15 protein-coding genes and 3 tRNA genes are annotated in these 14,438 nt (G+C 61.2%); 7 read left to right on the plus strand and 11 right to left on the minus strand.

The features are described from left to right. Window positions 1-9: 9 nt before the first annotated feature. The 3 genes from pncB to AC07OD_RS13705 all read right to left on the minus strand — a co-directional run bounded on the left by pncB (window position 10) and on the right by AC07OD_RS13705 (window position 2,849). On the minus strand, window positions 10-1,230 hold the full coding sequence (pncB, locus tag AC07OD_RS13695; RefSeq protein WP_218297501.1) for a nicotinate phosphoribosyltransferase: 1,221 nt from the start codon (window positions 1,228-1,230) through the stop codon (window positions 10-12). A 192-nt stretch (window positions 1,231-1,422) separates the two neighbouring features. Further along, window positions 1,423-1,908, minus strand: a complete 486-nt coding sequence (locus AC07OD_RS13700; RefSeq protein WP_494597130.1) for an acyl-CoA thioesterase — start codon at window positions 1,906-1,908, stop codon at window positions 1,423-1,425. Beyond that, window positions 1,905-2,849, minus strand: coding sequence for a histone deacetylase family protein (locus AC07OD_RS13705; RefSeq protein WP_218338759.1), 945 nt, complete (start codon window positions 2,847-2,849; stop codon window positions 1,905-1,907). Before AC07OD_RS13705 ends, AC07OD_RS13700 begins: the two co-directional genes overlap by 4 nt. Before the next feature lie 200 nt (window positions 2,850-3,049). On the opposite strand from AC07OD_RS13705, the gene AC07OD_RS13710 reads away from it, so the two are divergent. The 3 genes from AC07OD_RS13710 (at window position 3,050) to AC07OD_RS13720 (ending at window position 5,859) form a co-directional block, all read left to right on the plus strand. Then, window positions 3,050-3,598, plus strand: coding sequence for a phasin family protein (locus AC07OD_RS13710; protein WP_094290910.1), 549 nt, complete (start codon window positions 3,050-3,052; stop codon window positions 3,596-3,598). Window positions 3,599-3,915: 317 nt separating this feature from the next. Further along, the gene (locus AC07OD_RS13715; protein ID WP_218338760.1) at window positions 3,916-4,968 is read left to right on the plus strand and encodes an extracellular solute-binding protein; all 1,053 of its coding nucleotides are present in this window, start codon (window positions 3,916-3,918) and stop codon (window positions 4,966-4,968) included. A gap of 132 nt (window positions 4,969-5,100) precedes the next feature. Continuing rightward, window positions 5,101-5,859 (plus strand): 3-hydroxyacyl-CoA dehydrogenase, encoded by a 759-nt coding sequence (locus AC07OD_RS13720; RefSeq protein ID WP_218297505.1) that lies wholly within the window; start codon window positions 5,101-5,103, stop codon window positions 5,857-5,859. A gap of 166 nt (window positions 5,860-6,025) precedes the next feature. Here the strand turns inward: AC07OD_RS13720 and AC07OD_RS13725 are convergent, their stop codons facing one another. After that, a complete protein-coding gene (locus AC07OD_RS13725; protein ID WP_494597134.1) occupies window positions 6,026-6,652 on the minus strand; it encodes a GNAT family N-acetyltransferase in 627 nt (208 codons plus the stop codon). A 108-nt stretch (window positions 6,653-6,760) separates the two neighbouring features. Between AC07OD_RS13725 and AC07OD_RS13730 the strand changes: the two genes are divergently transcribed. After that, complete coding sequence (locus tag AC07OD_RS13730; RefSeq protein ID WP_494597136.1) at window positions 6,761-7,639, plus strand: LysR family transcriptional regulator; 879 nt, start codon at window positions 6,761-6,763, stop codon at window positions 7,637-7,639. Window positions 7,640-7,844: 205 nt separating this feature from the next. Here the strand turns inward: AC07OD_RS13730 and AC07OD_RS13735 are convergent. The 4 genes from AC07OD_RS13735 to AC07OD_RS13750 all read right to left on the minus strand — a co-directional run bounded on the left by AC07OD_RS13735 (window position 7,845) and on the right by AC07OD_RS13750 (window position 9,714). Further along, a tRNA-Asp gene (locus AC07OD_RS13735) sits at window positions 7,845-7,921 on the minus strand. Window positions 7,922-7,973: 52 nt separating this feature from the next. Beyond that, window positions 7,974-8,049 (minus strand) — tRNA-Glu (locus AC07OD_RS13740). Window positions 8,050-8,079: 30 nt separating this feature from the next. Continuing rightward, a tRNA-Ala gene (locus AC07OD_RS13745) sits at window positions 8,080-8,155 on the minus strand. A 353-nt stretch (window positions 8,156-8,508) separates the two neighbouring features. Next, window positions 8,509-9,714: a tyrosine-type recombinase/integrase gene (locus tag AC07OD_RS13750; RefSeq protein WP_494597138.1), complete on the minus strand. Its 1,206-nt coding sequence runs from the start codon at window positions 9,712-9,714 to the stop codon at window positions 8,509-8,511. A 342-nt stretch (window positions 9,715-10,056) separates the two neighbouring features. On the opposite strand from AC07OD_RS13750, the gene AC07OD_RS13755 reads away from it, so the two are divergent. After that, window positions 10,057-10,791, plus strand: coding sequence for a hypothetical protein (locus AC07OD_RS13755; protein ID WP_494597139.1), 735 nt, complete (start codon window positions 10,057-10,059; stop codon window positions 10,789-10,791). After that, entirely contained in the window at window positions 10,766-11,380 is a 615-nt protein-coding gene (locus tag AC07OD_RS13760) for a hypothetical protein (RefSeq protein ID WP_494597141.1), read from the plus strand. Before AC07OD_RS13755 ends, AC07OD_RS13760 begins: the two co-directional genes overlap by 26 nt. Before the next feature lie 189 nt (window positions 11,381-11,569). On the opposite strand, the gene AC07OD_RS13765 is transcribed toward AC07OD_RS13760, so the two are convergent. Beyond that, a complete protein-coding gene (locus AC07OD_RS13765) occupies window positions 11,570-11,854 on the minus strand; it encodes a hypothetical protein (RefSeq protein WP_494597142.1) in 285 nt (94 codons plus the stop codon). Window positions 11,855-12,063: 209 nt separating this feature from the next. On the opposite strand from AC07OD_RS13765, the gene AC07OD_RS13770 reads away from it, so the two are divergent. Continuing rightward, window positions 12,064-12,222, plus strand: coding sequence for a transposase (locus AC07OD_RS13770; protein ID WP_494597144.1), 159 nt, complete (start codon window positions 12,064-12,066; stop codon window positions 12,220-12,222). Window positions 12,223-12,332: 110 nt separating this feature from the next. Here AC07OD_RS13770 and AC07OD_RS13775 read toward each other — a convergent pair whose 3' ends face one another. Further along, a complete protein-coding gene (locus AC07OD_RS13775; protein ID WP_494597146.1) occupies window positions 12,333-12,986 on the minus strand; it encodes a hypothetical protein in 654 nt (217 codons plus the stop codon). Between the two features lie 557 nt (window positions 12,987-13,543). Next, window positions 13,544-14,239, minus strand: coding sequence for a hypothetical protein (locus AC07OD_RS13780; protein WP_494597148.1), 696 nt, complete (start codon window positions 14,237-14,239; stop codon window positions 13,544-13,546). Window positions 14,240-14,438: the final 199 nt, after the last annotated feature.

Raw genomic sequence — 14,438 nt, forward strand, 5'->3', positions numbered from 1 at the left:
CGCGGGCCATCATGCCACCGCGGGGATGTCGAACACCTGGCGCAGGTAGGCCAGGTATTTCTCGTCGTCGCACATGCCCTTGCCCGGCGTGTCGGACAGCTTGGCCACCGGCTGGTCGTTGCAGCGCGTCATCTTGATGACCACCTGCAAAGGCTCGTGTGCGGGCGGGCTGCCCAGGTCGTTGGTCAGGTTGGTGCCGATGCCGAACGCCAGCTGGCAGCGCCCCCGGAACTGCTGGTACAGCTCGATGGTGCGCGGAATGGTGAGCGCATCGCTGAAGATCAGCGTCTTGGTCAGGGGGTCCACCCGGTTCTTGCGGTAGTGGTCCAGGAGGCGCTCGCCCCAGGCGAACGGGTCGCCGCTGTCATGCCGCGCGCCGTCAAAGAGCTTGCAGAAGTACAGGTCGAAATCACGCAGGAAGGCACTCATGCCGTACACGTCGGACAGCGCGATGCCCAGGTCGCCGCGGTATTCCTTGGCCCACATCTCGAAGCCGAACACCTGGCTGTCGCGCAGGCGCGGCCCCAGGGCCTGGCAGGCCTGCAGGTATTCGTGCGCCATGGTTCCCAGCGGCGTCACGCCCAGCTTCATGGCATACAGCACGTTGCTCGTGCCCGCGAACTGGCCGGGGCCCGCGGGTGCGCCGGGGCGGCGGTCGCCCGTGCCCAGGCGGGCCACCAGCACCCGCAGCACCTCTTCGTGCCAGGCGCGGGAAAACCGCCGGCGCGTGCCGTAGTCGGCGATCTTGAGGTCCGACAGGCCCTCGCCCTGCAGCAGCGCGATCTTGGCATCCAGGCGCTTGCGGCCTTCCAGGAAGTCGGGCACCTTTTGCGTGTTGCGAAAGTAGACCTCGTTGACGATGGCCAGCACCGGGATCTCGAAGAGGATGGTGTGCAGCCAGGGCCCGCGGATGGAAATGTCGATCTCGCCGTTGTGCTGTGGCGTGACGGTGATGTACTTCTCGTTGAGCTTGAAGAGGCCCAGGAAGTCCACGAAGTCGCTCTTGATGAAGCGCATGGAACGCAGGTAGGCCAGTTCGGCATCCTGGAACTGCAGGCAACACAGCGAGCGGATCTCGTCGCGGATCTCATTGACGAACGGCGCCAGCTGCACGCCAGGGTTGCGGCACTTGAAGCGGTATTCGACCTGAGCCCCCGGAAACTGGTGCAGCACCACCTGCATCATGGTGAACTTGTACAGGTCGGTGTCGAGCAGGCTGGTGATGATCATGGACAGGGCAGGCCTCAGACCGCGGGCTGGTCAGCAAAGCCTCAAAGTGTAGGCCATCGGGGCATCCCGCACCGTGCAGGGACTCTGCCCCCGCGCCACGGGCATGCGACGCCATGCGCTGGGGAAAAACGCCCTTCGCGCCCTTGGGAGAAGCGCGAGAAGCTAACGGATCAATAGCAGGCCCGCCGGTGCTCAGCCGGCCACCACCAGCTCTTGCAGGACCTTGCGCAGGGCCTCTGGCACCGGCACGGGCCGGCGGGTCTCGCGGTCCACATACACATGGATGAAATGGCCGGCCGCAGCGGTCAGCGACTCGCCCTGGGCAAACAGGCCCACCTCATACCGCACGCTGGAGCCACCCAGCCGTGCCACCCGGATGCCGGCCTCGATCGTCTGCGGGAAGGCCAGTGGCGCGAAGTAGTTGCACTGGGTTTCAATGACCAGGCCTATGGTCTCGCCCGCATGGATATCGAGCACGCCTTGGTCGATCAGGTGGGCATTCACCGCCGTGTCGAACCAGCTGTAGTACACGACGTTGTTCACATGGCCGTACACATCGTTGTCCGCCCAGCGCGTGGTGATGGGGCGAAAGGCCCGGTAGGCGCTGCGCGGCTGCGGGGACGGGCGGGCGGCCGGCGCGGGCGCAGCGGCAGGGGTGGTGCTGGCGGCAGAAGTCATGGCCGCACATTCTGCCAGCGCTGGTGGTAGTGCCAGGCCACGCGCCAGGTGTTCAGCTGCGCCAGCACCGTGTCTTCCAGATTGCGGCCATAGCCCCCCGCCATCGCGAAAGCCAGGGGAATGCGGCGCTGCCACGCCCAGTCGAACACGCGCCGGTCGCGCGCCTCCAGGCCATCGTGGGTCACGGCCAGCCGCCCCAGGCGGTCTCCTTCGTGCGGATCGGCACCGGCCAGATAGAAAACGAGCTGGGGCGCGAACCGCTGCTCCAGGGTCTCGAGCGCCTGCTCCAGGGCCTGCAGGTAGTCGGGGTCGGCGCAGCCGTCGGGCAGCTCGACATCCAGGTCGCCGGGCTCCTTGCGGAACGGGAAATTGCGCGCCCCGTGCAGTGACAGCGTGAACACGCTGTGGTCGCCCCGGAAGATGTGCGCCGTGCCGTTGCCCTGGTGCACGTCGAGGTCGATCACCGCCACCCGCAGCGGGCGGGCCACACGCCCCGCGCCCTCCGTGCGCGCCCATTCCACCTGCATGAGCCGCGCAGCCACCGCCACGTCATTGAACACGCAGAAGCCGCTGCCCTTGTCCGCATACGCATGGTGCGTTCCCCCTGCGAGGTTGCCCGCAATGCCCTCGCGCAGCGCCACGCGGGCGGCGGCCACCGTCGCGCCCACGGACCGCCGTGCGCGCTCGGCCATGGCCTCGCTCCAGGGGAAGCCGATCTCGCGCTGGGCGGGAGGTGCCAGCGTGCCGTCGGCAATCGCATCGACGTACTCCGGCGTGTGGGCCAGCGCGAGTTCGCTGTCCGACGCGGGCATGGCCACCTGCAGCGACACGCCGGGCAGGTGCTGCGTGATGCGGTCGCGCAACAGCCGGTACTTGGCCATCGGGAACCGGTGGCCCTCGGGAAGCGGCAGCACGAAATGGTCTGCGTAATAGGCATGCATGACGCGATTGTGGCAAGCGGCGGATTTCTGGGGCGCCGTCCCTAATTTGCTGCAGCGCAACAAAAAACCCCTTGCAATACCACGCCAAGTGCCTAAAATTCATCCCATGCTGCACTGCAACATGACTCACCAGGTCAGGGCCAGCGCAGATGTCCGCGAACCACCTTGGCCCCCGGGCCCCATTTTTTAGGAGATATGACATGACGCTGACCGCTGAACAAATCCTGGCCTCGCACAAAGCCAACATCGAAACCCTGTTCGGTCTGACCACCAAGGCCTTCGAAGGCGTGGAAAAGCTGGTCGAACTGAACGTGACCGCTTCGCGCGCTGCCCTGTCGGAAGCCGCCAACCACACCCAGGCCGTCCTGGGCGTGAAGGACGCGCAAGAGCTGCTGGCCCTGCAAGCCGGCCTGTTCCAGCCACTGGCTGAGAAGACTGCCGCCTACAGCCGCCACCTGTACGACATCGCTTCGGGCACCGGCGCTGAATTCGGCAAGGCTTTCGAGAGCCAGGCCACCGACGCGCAAAAGGCATTCACCAACCTGGTGGACAGCGCCGCCAAGAACGCTCCCGCCGGTTCCGAAACCGCCGTGGCCGTGATGAAGAGCGCCGTCTCTGCCGCCAACAACGCTTTTGAATCGGTGCAGAAGGCCGTCAAGCAAGCGTCCGACGTGGCCGAAGCCAACTTCAACGCCGTGGCCAGCACCGCTGCCAACGCCGCCAAGACCGCTGCACCCCGCAAGCGCTAATGAGCCATCTGCGGTCTGGAGTGCAACCTCTAGGCCGCGTTCAGGGAATACCCTGATAATTCAACCACGCGCTGCGGAAGCCCTCCACGGCGCACCAGTTGTCTCCTTGGATCCTCTCGAAACCCCCGTTTCAGGGATCCTTTTAAAGCCCGGTTCATGACCGGGCTTTTTTTTGCCCGTGTCCTGGCAACACCCTTCCGGCTCTTGCGCTGCGTCAGGAATTCCCTCTGAATTCCTTGGCGCGCCCCAGACATTTATTAAGAATAATTCGCGTTTGTTTTATCATCGCCAGAGTTACAACCTTGAAAGACGCATCCATGTCGAAGACTGTGAAAGCCTTGTTGAGCGCGTGCACGCTGGCCGTTGCCGCCGGCGCCGTTTCCGCCCAGGACCAGGTGGTGAATCTCTACTCGGCCCGCCACTACTCCACCGACGAAGCGCTGTACAGCGGATTCACCAAGGCCACGGGCATCAAGATCAACCGCGTGGATGCGGACGACGCCGGCATCCTGGCACGCCTGAAGGCCGAAGGCACGGCATCTCCGGCGGACGTGATCCTGCTGGTGGATGCCGCCCGCCTCTACAAGGGGGAAGTCGACGGCCTGTTCCAGCCCATCCAGTCCAAGGTGCTCAGCGACGCCATTCCCGCCAATCTGCGCAGCGCGCCAGCGGCAGACGGGGGCATTTCCTGGTTCGGACTGTCCACGCGCGCACGCGTGATCGTCTACAGCAAGATCAAGGTGCAGAAGTCGGACGTCGACACCTATGAGGAGCTCGGCGACCCCAAGAACAAGGGCAAGCTGTGCATCCGCTCCGGCTCGCATCCCTACAACCTGAGCCTCTTCGGCGCCGTGACCGAACATCTGGGCGAACAGAAGGCGGAGGCCTGGCTCAAGGGCATGGTGGCCAACCTGGCGCGCCCTCCCAAGGGCGGGGACACCGACCAGATCAAGGCCGTGGCCGCGGGCGAATGCGATATCGCCGTCACCAACAGCTACTACCTCGCGCGCATGATGCGCTCGACCAAGCCCGAGGACGTGGCCGTGGTCAACAAGGTCGGCGTGGTGTTCCCCAACCAGGATTCCTGGGGCACGCACCTGAACATTGCCGGCGGCGCGGTGGCCAAGCACGCCAAGAACCAGGCCAACGCCATCAAGTTCCTCGAGTACCTGGTCAGCCCTGAAGCGCAGAACTACTTTGCCAACGGCAACAACGAATGGCCCGCCGCCAAGGGCGTCAGCATCGACAACCCCGCTCTCAAGGCCATGACCGGCGGTGCGCCCTTCAAGAGCGAGACCATTCCGATCAGCGCGGTGGGCGCCAACACGACCAAGGTGCAGCAGATGCTGGACCGCGTGGGCTTCCAGTAACCCGCCCGTGCGGCCCCGCGGCGCGGGGTTTGCGCCAGGCCCGGCCTCGCTGGGCTTTTTTTCGCCTGTCGGAAACCAGGCGGATGCGCCATAATTGACGTTTACGTTAACGTCACTCACTGGAGACAGAACATGGACATCAAAGGCAAGGTTTTCATCGTGACCGGCGGCGCGTCCGGCCTGGGCGAAGGCACGGCGCGCATGCTGGCCGCCCAGGGCGGCAAGGTGGTCATTGCCGACATGCAGGCGGAAAAAGGCGAGGCCGTGGCCAAGGACATTGGCGGTGCCTTCGTGAAGTGCGATGTGAGCAGCGAGGCCGACGGCCAGGCCGTGGTGGCGAAGGCCGTTTCGATGGGCAAGCTGATGGGCCTGGTGAACTGCGCGGGCATCGCACCCGCGGAAAAGACGGTCGGCAAGAACGGTGCGCACGCGCTGGCCGTCTTCAGCAAGACCGTCACCGTGAACCTCATCGGCAGCTTCAACATGATCCGCCTGGCCGCCGAGGCGATGTGCAAGAACGACCCCGAGCCCACGGGCGAGCGCGGCGCGCTGATCTCCACCGCCAGCGTGGCCGCCTACGACGGCCAGATCGGCCAGGCGGCCTATTCGGCCTCCAAGGGCGGCGTGGTTGGCATGACCCTGCCCATCGCGCGCGACCTGGCCCGCAACGGCATCCGCAACATGACGATTGCGCCCGGCATCTTCGGCACGCCCATGCTCTTTGGCATGCCCCAGGAGGTGCAGGATGCGCTCGCGGCCGGAGTGCCCTTCCCCAGCCGCCTGGGAACGCCGCAGGACTATGCCAAGCTCGTGCAGCACATTTTCGAGAACGACATGCTCAACGGCGAAGTGATCCGCCTGGACGGCGCGATCCGGCTCGCACCCCGCTGATGCTATTCAATTTATAGCATCCAGCGCTTGTTGCGAAAGCGCTGGGAACATTTTCCCCCATGATTCCCGAGCCCTGGACTTGTCCGGGGCTTTTTCATGGAAGAACCAGGGCGGAGGCCGGGCGCTTCCCCCAGGCGCCACGGGGCGCGGCGGTGCGTCCGCCAGCCTAGGCCGCGTGCCGCTGCGGCGCCGGGCGCGGCGGCTGCGCGGCGGGCAGCACCGAATCCCCTGCACCCAGCGGCCGCTGCATCAAAACGGTGTCCAGCCAGCGGCCTTTCTTGAAGCCCACGGAGCGCAGTGCACCAATGCGCTCGAACCCCATGCGGGCATGCAATGCCATCGAGCCGGCGTTGTCATCGCCCTGCCCCACCACCGCGAGCATCTGGCGCCACGGCCCCGCCTCGCAATGCCGGATGAGTTCGCCCAGCAGCGCAGCCCCGAGGCCTCTCCCTGAAAGATCGGGCGCCACGTACACCGAGTCCTCCACCGTGTGGCGGTAGGCCACCCGGGCCCGGTACGGCGCGGCGTAGGCAAACCCGGCCACCATGCCGTCCAGTTCCGCCACCAGATAGGGCAGGCCGGCAGCCACCACGGCAGCGCGCCGTGCGCGCAGTTCATCAACCGTCGGCGGTATTTCCTCGAAAGAAGCCAGCCCGTGCAGCACGTGGTGGGCGTACAGCGCCTGGATGGCGGACAGGTCGTTCTCGCTGGCGCCGCGCACCACGGGTGCGGCGCGCCCGGCGGCGGCTGCTGCGCGAGTCCGGTTCGGTGGCGCTGGCAGAGTGGATTTCAAGATGGGCAGGGGAATGGTCGTCGAGGTGTGCATGACCGACAGTGTGGCAAGCTTCCATGCATAAAAGAAGCTTTCTCAAGTTATGCAAAGTATGAGAAATTCTTTGCCATGGAACGCATCAATCTCGACCAGCTTCACGGCTTTGCCACCGCCCTTGAACTCGGCAGCTTCTCTGCCGCGGCGCAGCGCCTGGACCTCACCCAACCGGCCGTGAGCCTGCAGGTGCGCCAGCTCGAAAAGCGCCTGGGCACGCCTTTGATCGAGCGCGTCGGCCGGGTGCTGCGCCCCACGGCGGCGGGTGCCGAGTTGCTGGCCCATGTGGGCCGCATCGATGCGGTGGTGGCCGAGGCCCTGGAGGCCGTCTCCCGCCATGCCGACAGTGCCACCGGTCGCGTACGCCTGGGCACCGGCGCGACGGCCTGCATCTACCTGCTGCCACCGGTGCTGCGGTCGCTGCGGCAGTGCTTTCCCGGCCTCGACATCACCGTGCGCACCGGCAACACGGCCGACATTGTCCAGGCGGTGGAGGACAACACGCTGGACCTGGGACTGGTCACGCTGCCCGCCAGCGGGCGCATGCTGGAGGTGTCACCCCTGCTGGACGACCCGTTCGTCGCGATCGCCCCGCGAGGCACCGCGCTGCCGGCGCGGATTGGCGCCAAGGAACTGGCGCGGCATCCCGTGCTGCTGTACGAGCCCGGCGGCCACACCCGCCGGATCGCCGATGCCTGGTTCGCGCGGGCGGGGGTGGCACTGCAGCCGGCCATGTCGCTGGGCAGCGTGGAGGCGATCAAGGAGCTGGTCGCGGCCGGCCTGGGCTGCGCCGTGCTGCCGGGCATGGCCGTGCGGGACGGGCACCAGGGCAGCCTCGAAGTACGGCCGCTGTCGCCACCCCTGCGCCGCACATTGGCCGTCGTCATGCGCCGGGACAAGCGCCTGCACCGGGGCCTGCGCGAAACCGTGGCGGCCCTGCAGTCACTGGGATGAGGGAAGAGCAGGAGCCCGCCGCCATGCCGTCAATGCAGGGGTGGGTGGCGGTGATTCCGTGCCGCCGGCGCACAAGACCGATATCCGCCATGAAACCCACAAAACAAATGGAAATGGGCAAAGAAAAACGGACTGCAGCAATCAATACTGCAGTCCGTTTATTTGGACCACGGCACAACCAGCGACGGGCTGTGCCATGTGAATCTGGCGGAGTGGACGGGACTCGAACCCGCGACCCCCGGCGTGACAGGCCGGTATTCTAACCAACTGAACTACCACTCCTGGCAGGCAGCTTTCGCTTGCATTTCATCAACACAAGCCAAGCGCTACAACTTGGCGACCCTACGGGGATTCGAACCCCGGTACTCACCGTGAAAGGGTGATGTCCTAGGCCTCTAGACGATAGGGTCAAAACCTTGGAACTAACCGATAACAAACCTTGGTGGAGGTAAACGGGATCGAACCGATGACCTCTTGCATGCCATGCAAGCGCTCTCCCAGCTGAGCTATACCCCCACGATTCTCTGGATGACACCAAAGAAAAACCCTTGCATATCAAAGACCTGCAAGGGTTTTTGACTGGCGGAGTGGACGTCTGCCTTGTTAGTGGCTCACGTCGTCTCACCGAAGACCGCAACTATAGCAGAAATAATGGGCTTCGGCGAAAGATCGTCTCATTTAATTCCGTCCCGTTCCACAGAATCGCATGCGCAGCCGGGGATCGAGGCGGGGATCGGTCGAATTGGGCGGAGGAGCCAATTTCCGCGCACGATCACGCCCCCAGACGGGGATCGAGCCGTGGGTCCACGGTTCAAAGAAGCCGGCCTCCGCCCAAGAATTCAAAGCCTGGATCATGGCACTCCCCCTCATCAAGTCGTCTCGCTGGGAGGCAGCGCCTTGCACCAGTTGGCCCACTCAGCCATGACTTCACGCCGCCGCTCGAACAAGTCCGACCGCTGATACGCCTCCTCGACCGCGGCTCCTACGGAGTGAGCCAGCGCCATCTCTGGCAGCTCTCTCGGAAACTCCGTCTGTTCGGCGGCCCAGACACGAAACGTTGAGCGGAACCCGTGAACTGTAATGTTCGACCTCCCCATGCGCTGGAGCACATTGAGCATGGCCATGTTCGACATGGGCTTGCCATGCCTCGCACCAGGGAAGACCCAGACCGGATCCATCCCCTTCATGCGCTCAAGTATGGCCAGCGTTTCGTCCACAAGCGGGACCCGATGCTCCCGGCCGGCCTTCATTCGGTCGCCAGGAATCACCCACACATTGGCCTCAAAGTCGAACTCCGTCCACTTTGCATAGATCACCTCTCCTGTACGACTAGCCGCAAGAATGGTGAACTGCAGTGCTCGTGCAGCAACACCTTTTTCCTGACCCAGAGCCTGCCAGAACTCCCCCATCTTCATGTAGGGCAGCGATGGATGATGCTTCACCTTCTTGATCTTGGAAGGTTTAGGCAGGAGCTCCTCCAAGTGGCCATCCCATCGCGCAGGATTCTCGCCCTCACGATAGCCCTGGGTTGCCGCCCATGCGAGTACCCGTTCCATCCGCTCACGCAGCCGGCTCGCCGTCTCCGTTTTTGTTTTCCAGATCGGCTCGAGAACTTGCATGACCAAAGGCGTATTGATCAACCGAACATGCATCTTTCCAAGCTGCGGGCTCGCGTACTGGGTCAGAGTGGCCTCCCATTGCTTGCGGTGCTTGGCGTTACTCCAGGACTCCTTGTGACTCTTGATGTATTCTTCAACGCACTTGTCAAAGACCTTGTTACTTGCCTGTACCGCCAAGCTTCGGGCGAACCTCTCTGCCTTGGCTTGCAGGGGGTCGATACCCTGCTTTAAAAGCTGACGAGCTTTCGTGGCCTCCTCCCGCGCCTCGGCCAGCCCCACAGAATGGGTAGGGCCCAACCCCATGAAATGCTCGCTACCGCCGCGCTCGTAGCGGAAGACCCAACTCTTGACCAACTGCTTGGTGACCTGCAGGTACAACCCCTTGCCATCTGAGTACTTGCCGGCCTTGGCAGTCTTGCTGACCTTCAGCGCGGTCAGCTTTTCAATTCCAGCCATTGCTGTTCTCCTTGGTATTGCTGCGACGTAGCTCAAATGCCCGTCCCGCAAACCAATAAAAACAGTCGCAAACGTGTTTTCAACCCCACGCTCAATGCGTTAGGCTGCACATTCGGAACACCTGATTCGGGAAGACATCTGCGCCTTCCAAGCGTGCGGAGATGCCAGGGCGCGATCTAGCGAAAAATGGCTGGCAATTAGGCCGAAATCGCACCAGAGCCGCCCTATGAAACGCGGTGATATGACCTGCGTGTTCTGCGTCTAAAGGCACTGCAGGCCTGCTTGAGTCAGGAGGGATCATCACTAAGCCTCACGCAATAAATTGGAGAGAGGACGCGCGCATTGAAGCTATACGAGAACATCACCATCGGCAACTTTCTCTTTGCACTTGGCTACGCCATTCGTGACCGGCGGAAAGACGGTCCATTCATGGGCTCCATCAACCTGCTTCAGCAAACTCCGGTGGATAAGCTACTTGGTGACGTGCTCCTGCAGTTCACTGGAGTCGTCCGCCTGCTCGAATTCAAGGCCGAAGGTGCGAATCTATCCAAAGAGCGAGGCAAGCATGTAGCCCTTAAAAAGGTGCTCGAGGATAGAGGCCTGGCCGAGATTTCACGGGAAGTTCACTGGTATGTCGAAACAAAGGCGACGGAAGCAAGCCTCAATTTGCGTACGCTCCCTTATCTGGACGCCTTTCCAAAACCTCGCGTTCCACCAACCCATCGACTGGAAGATCTGGTGCGATCGATTGCCGATGATGTTGCAAACCAGCGTGCGACCTACAGTAGCAGCCAGATTCGCGACTACCTGCTTTGTGTCAGGACAATCAACGGGAGTACCGAGTCGGGAACCGGAGGGCTCCTTCTACTGGTAGAGCCAAACGGCACATTGAGATTCGCCCCCATCCGGGATCTACTGGACCTGAACATGATGCTCTCGGAGTGGATCAACGAGCACGTCAACCAGATTGGACGCAGCTATCAATTGGAAGTGTCGCATGCACGCGATAAGGCACTGAGCCACGAACATCAACCCAAACAAGATCGAAGCAATGATGGGCCAGACTTCAGCCGCTGAATACAAAACCTACGATGAGATGATCCGTGCTCAGGCAGAGATTGTCTCTACCATACTGACTACAGGCATCGAGAATCAGGAAGCTGCAGATAAGGCATTCAAGGCTCTAGACCGATTACGTAGCGAGGTGACGCAGAATGTATCTGCGTTGGCTACGAACGTAACTTTGCAAATCGGCTCTTCTGCCGAAACTACGGCAAAAAAAGCGGCCGAGTTGCTGCATGAAAAGTTCATTGAGGCAGATGCTGCTGCGGAAGCCGCTGCGAAACGCTACCGAACTGCAGGAAGACGGCTGAGCCTAAAAATCTTTATGGGACTCATCATTTTCCTAATGGCTCTAGGACTTGCAGCCTGGCTCCTAGTTCTGCCCCTACTTCCAAGCTTTGAAGAACTGCAAATGCGCCGGGACGAAATTTCAACCCTCAATGCGCGCGTTGCAGATCTGGAAAAAAAGGGGATTCACCTCGAATGGAGTACCTGCCTAGATAAATCCAACCGGCCACTGCTTTGTTTTCGAACTACCGGCCAGCAATATGGTGACTCCAAAAATGGAGAGTCATATGCAATTCCCTATCGCTCAAAACGCTGAACTCACCCACACATAGGAGCATCAAGCGTATTCCGGTTGAACTGACGACCTTTGCCGGCTATCGCTGACCGGTTCGATGGTCGTGACCGCCTGCGGTTGGTCAATCCGTGATTGACGCTGTTCGCCCCAGAGTTGTCACGCAGATCCCATCTGTGTGAAGCATAAAAGGCGCTCTGGGGCACCTTTTTTTCATTTGAGGATGGCAGCTTTGCAAGCTAGGAACTGAGGCCGAGTGAGGATTCCAGCCTGCCTAAGCATTTCCATGGCTTGTATGGCTTTGGCTGTGTGTGCGGCAGGCGCTGCTTTGGAAGGTTGTATTGCAACTTTTTTCTCTGCAAATGGCTTCGTCGGCTGATCCCCGAAGTGGATGTACTTGGCTTGCCATGGTGCGTATCCAACTGCTGCTGCATCTGCAATTTCATCTGCAGAGTAGCCTTGGTTATGCATGTCATGTAGAAAATCCCAATCGCTCATCTTGTGCTCTCTAGCTTTGCGTCTTTACAGCGTACAGGATGCAAGGCGGATCGTCAAAATTGGCCATAGCTCACTTCAATGTCTGGAGGATGGATGATCTGCAACTGTCACAGATTCGACCCTGAGCCGTAAGGGGCCAGCCGTCCCATCCTGAACCGGCGAGCTGACTGGCCAACGATCGTGTCCACGATCAACTGATGCTGGACACGATGACTACGGACAAGAAGCGGATTCGCCGCAACCACACCCCGGCGCTGAAGGCGCAGATCCTGGCGGAGTGCGCGGCCCCCGGCGCCTCGGTGGCACAGGTGGCAATGGCCCACGGCATCAACGCCAACATCGTGCACGGCTGGCGCAAATTGCAGTGAGGTGGTCTTCCTCAGAACGTCGCTAGGTTCACGCTCCGAGGCACGAAGCCGTCATCCGCATGCTGGCGCTGCGCTGTCAACAGCGGACGTTTGGCCAAGCCGCTCGTACGTTATTTAGTGGGCGGCCAGGGGGCAGAGCCTGCCGCCGCAATGGGCTCAGGAAGCCATAACGGGCGCGGCGTAGCAATGGAGGGGGACGGGGTTGGGCCGTGGGGAGCCGGTCTCCAAGCCTTCGTACCGAGGCTCCACAGCATGTCGATGCTGCGCAGGTAGGTGACAACCTTGTGACATTCGTCGTTGACCAGGCCGTCAATCTTGGTCTGGTGCGGATCGGTCGGGGGAAACGAGGGCGAGCGGTCGAAGAACAGGAGTTCGATGGACCACACGTCGCCGTTCGGCAACCTCTTCGCAATAGCGTTCAGCTCTACCAGATACTGTTTCAGGCGCGGTTCCGAATTCCAGTAGAACTTGGCCGCGACCACCACATAGAGTGTTCCTTTGCGCTCGCCGATGAACTGGACAGGGGAGAGCAGGCCGGCCATGTAGATGGCTTCGACGGCTTCTATCACACGCGTGTCGTGGTCTTCGTCCCAGATGACCGCGAAGTCATGGACCTGCGGAACGGGAAGCGGATCGCGCACGACATCGAGCCATTCAGCGGTGCGGAAAACGGAGTAGTGGGTACCGCGGCCCAGGCGCCCGACTGGCTCGGGTTCGTCGTACAGGCAGGCGAAAAGATCTGAGTAGACGGGTTGCGTCTTCATAGGTGCTCCGATTTCGTCGGTTGAAGTGATGTCAGTCACTACTGCTGGGCTTTCGGCCAAGCAGCGGTTCGTTCGCACATTCTAGTCACACGTAGCCAGGAATGTAAATCGGCGCCTTCGGCCTATCGCACTGTCGTGAACTGAGCCGCTGCGCCAATCTCGGCCCTGCGGGCTTCGATCCCGGACGCCTTCGCTGCGCTTGCCTCAAGGGGAAGGCCTAGCGGTCCCACCCCCTCCGCGCATTTTCCTCGGCCCAGCTCTGCCACTTTCTGTTCAAGACAGTGCTGCTCCGTTGCACTGCCCCGCACGACATTGATCGTTAGTACGAAGGTCGGCTGTGGAGCAGTTCGAAAGTAAGCAACATGCGCGGAGCGCCAACTCGCCAGATGCGCAGCCAACCGCTCATGCAATCTATCTGCGAGCTGTCCATGATTGACCGATTTCGGGGGGATAGCGGACCTATCACTGCAATGACTGCTTTGGGTGGCGGCAATCGTTGAGTTGACAGGCTGCAACTGGCCGCGTTCTGCCGGACATGCACCGCGGTAGAGGCGGGTTCAGACCTCCACTTTCACCCTGGCCGCATCGCCACCTGCTCCATGGCCTTGAAATAGTCCGGTGGGGTCGAACCACGTGGTCTGCTCCCGAGAGATGACCAATTTGCGGTCACTGGCACTGAGAGGAATGCCAAGCGGAATGGTCCACCCATCCAAGCCTTCTGCAAACTCACGCCATATATGGTCAGGCTCGTTTTTATGCGAGACAGCGAGGTAGAACCAGAAGCTATTGATGGCCACGAGTTTTACTAGGAAGCGATTTCCAAGCCGTCCGTTATAAGCAATCACCGCGCTTCGGAAAAGCTTTGGCACCACTTCGTCCAATTCCTTTCCTGATAGTTCGACCCTTCTTCCGGGAGTGACTATCTGCAGTCTCAGCATGGCTCGTGGCGCGTAACCGCCGTCCAAGATGTAATTCGCGAACCTTGCTAGGGTCGAGGTATTCTTCAAATTGTTAGCAGCGCGGGATGCGTTGTACGAGATCTTTAGAATAACCCGAAGCAATTGCTGGTATGAATAATTGAATTCCACGCCAGAGCCACGTTGGACTATGTTTGCGAAGGTTTTCTCGAATTCCTCCGCGAGAAAGTTATCTAACTGACTCAGTTTGGTGCTGTTGCAGGGTTCGCATACATCGCGTATGACAGGCTCGCTTTGGTGAAACTTCTCCGTCTTGGGGTTGTATGCATGCGTCATCTCATTTTGAGAGATGAGATTCTTTGGCCATATATGTTCCTTGGTAAGTGCAACTTGCCGTCCACAGTAAGCGCATTTTTTCATTGGTGTCCAGATAAAGGGATTTTCGAGTTAAGTCCAAAAACTACACATGCCTCCGCTGTTCCGCCAGCCAATGCCAATGCTACAAACACGAAGAGAAAACCACACCGGTAACGCT

This window comes from Acidovorax sp. GW821-FHT10E03 (genome assembly GCF_059415205.1).

What these genes read in the sequence shown, in the direction of transcription:
- pncB (WP_218297501.1), bottom strand. Translation starts at nt 1,230, where the DNA reads ATGATCATCACCAGCCTGCTCGACACCGACCTGTACAAGTTCACCATG.
- AC07OD_RS13700 (WP_494597130.1), bottom strand. Translation starts at nt 1,908, where the DNA reads ATGACTTCTGCCGCCAGCACCACCCCTGCCGCTGCGCCCGCGCCGGCC.
- AC07OD_RS13705 (WP_218338759.1), bottom strand. Translation starts at nt 2,849, where the DNA reads ATGCATGCCTATTACGCAGACCATTTCGTGCTGCCGCTTCCCGAGGGC.
- AC07OD_RS13710 (WP_094290910.1), top strand. Translation starts at nt 3,050, where the DNA reads ATGACGCTGACCGCTGAACAAATCCTGGCCTCGCACAAAGCCAACATC.
- AC07OD_RS13715 (WP_218338760.1), top strand. Translation starts at nt 3,916, where the DNA reads ATGTCGAAGACTGTGAAAGCCTTGTTGAGCGCGTGCACGCTGGCCGTT.
- AC07OD_RS13720 (WP_218297505.1), top strand. Translation starts at nt 5,101, where the DNA reads ATGGACATCAAAGGCAAGGTTTTCATCGTGACCGGCGGCGCGTCCGGC.
- AC07OD_RS13730 (WP_494597136.1), top strand. Translation starts at nt 6,761, where the DNA reads ATGGAACGCATCAATCTCGACCAGCTTCACGGCTTTGCCACCGCCCTT.
- AC07OD_RS13750 (WP_494597138.1), bottom strand. Translation starts at nt 9,714, where the DNA reads ATGGCTGGAATTGAAAAGCTGACCGCGCTGAAGGTCAGCAAGACTGCC.
- AC07OD_RS13760 (WP_494597141.1), top strand. Translation starts at nt 10,766, where the DNA reads ATGATGGGCCAGACTTCAGCCGCTGAATACAAAACCTACGATGAGATG.
- AC07OD_RS13765 (WP_494597142.1), bottom strand. Translation starts at nt 11,854, where the DNA reads ATGAGCGATTGGGATTTTCTACATGACATGCATAACCAAGGCTACTCT.
- AC07OD_RS13770 (WP_494597144.1), top strand. Translation starts at nt 12,064, where the DNA reads ATGACTACGGACAAGAAGCGGATTCGCCGCAACCACACCCCGGCGCTG.
- AC07OD_RS13775 (WP_494597146.1), bottom strand. Translation starts at nt 12,986, where the DNA reads ATGAAGACGCAACCCGTCTACTCAGATCTTTTCGCCTGCCTGTACGAC.
- AC07OD_RS13780 (WP_494597148.1), bottom strand. Translation starts at nt 14,239, where the DNA reads ATGACGCATGCATACAACCCCAAGACGGAGAAGTTTCACCAAAGCGAG.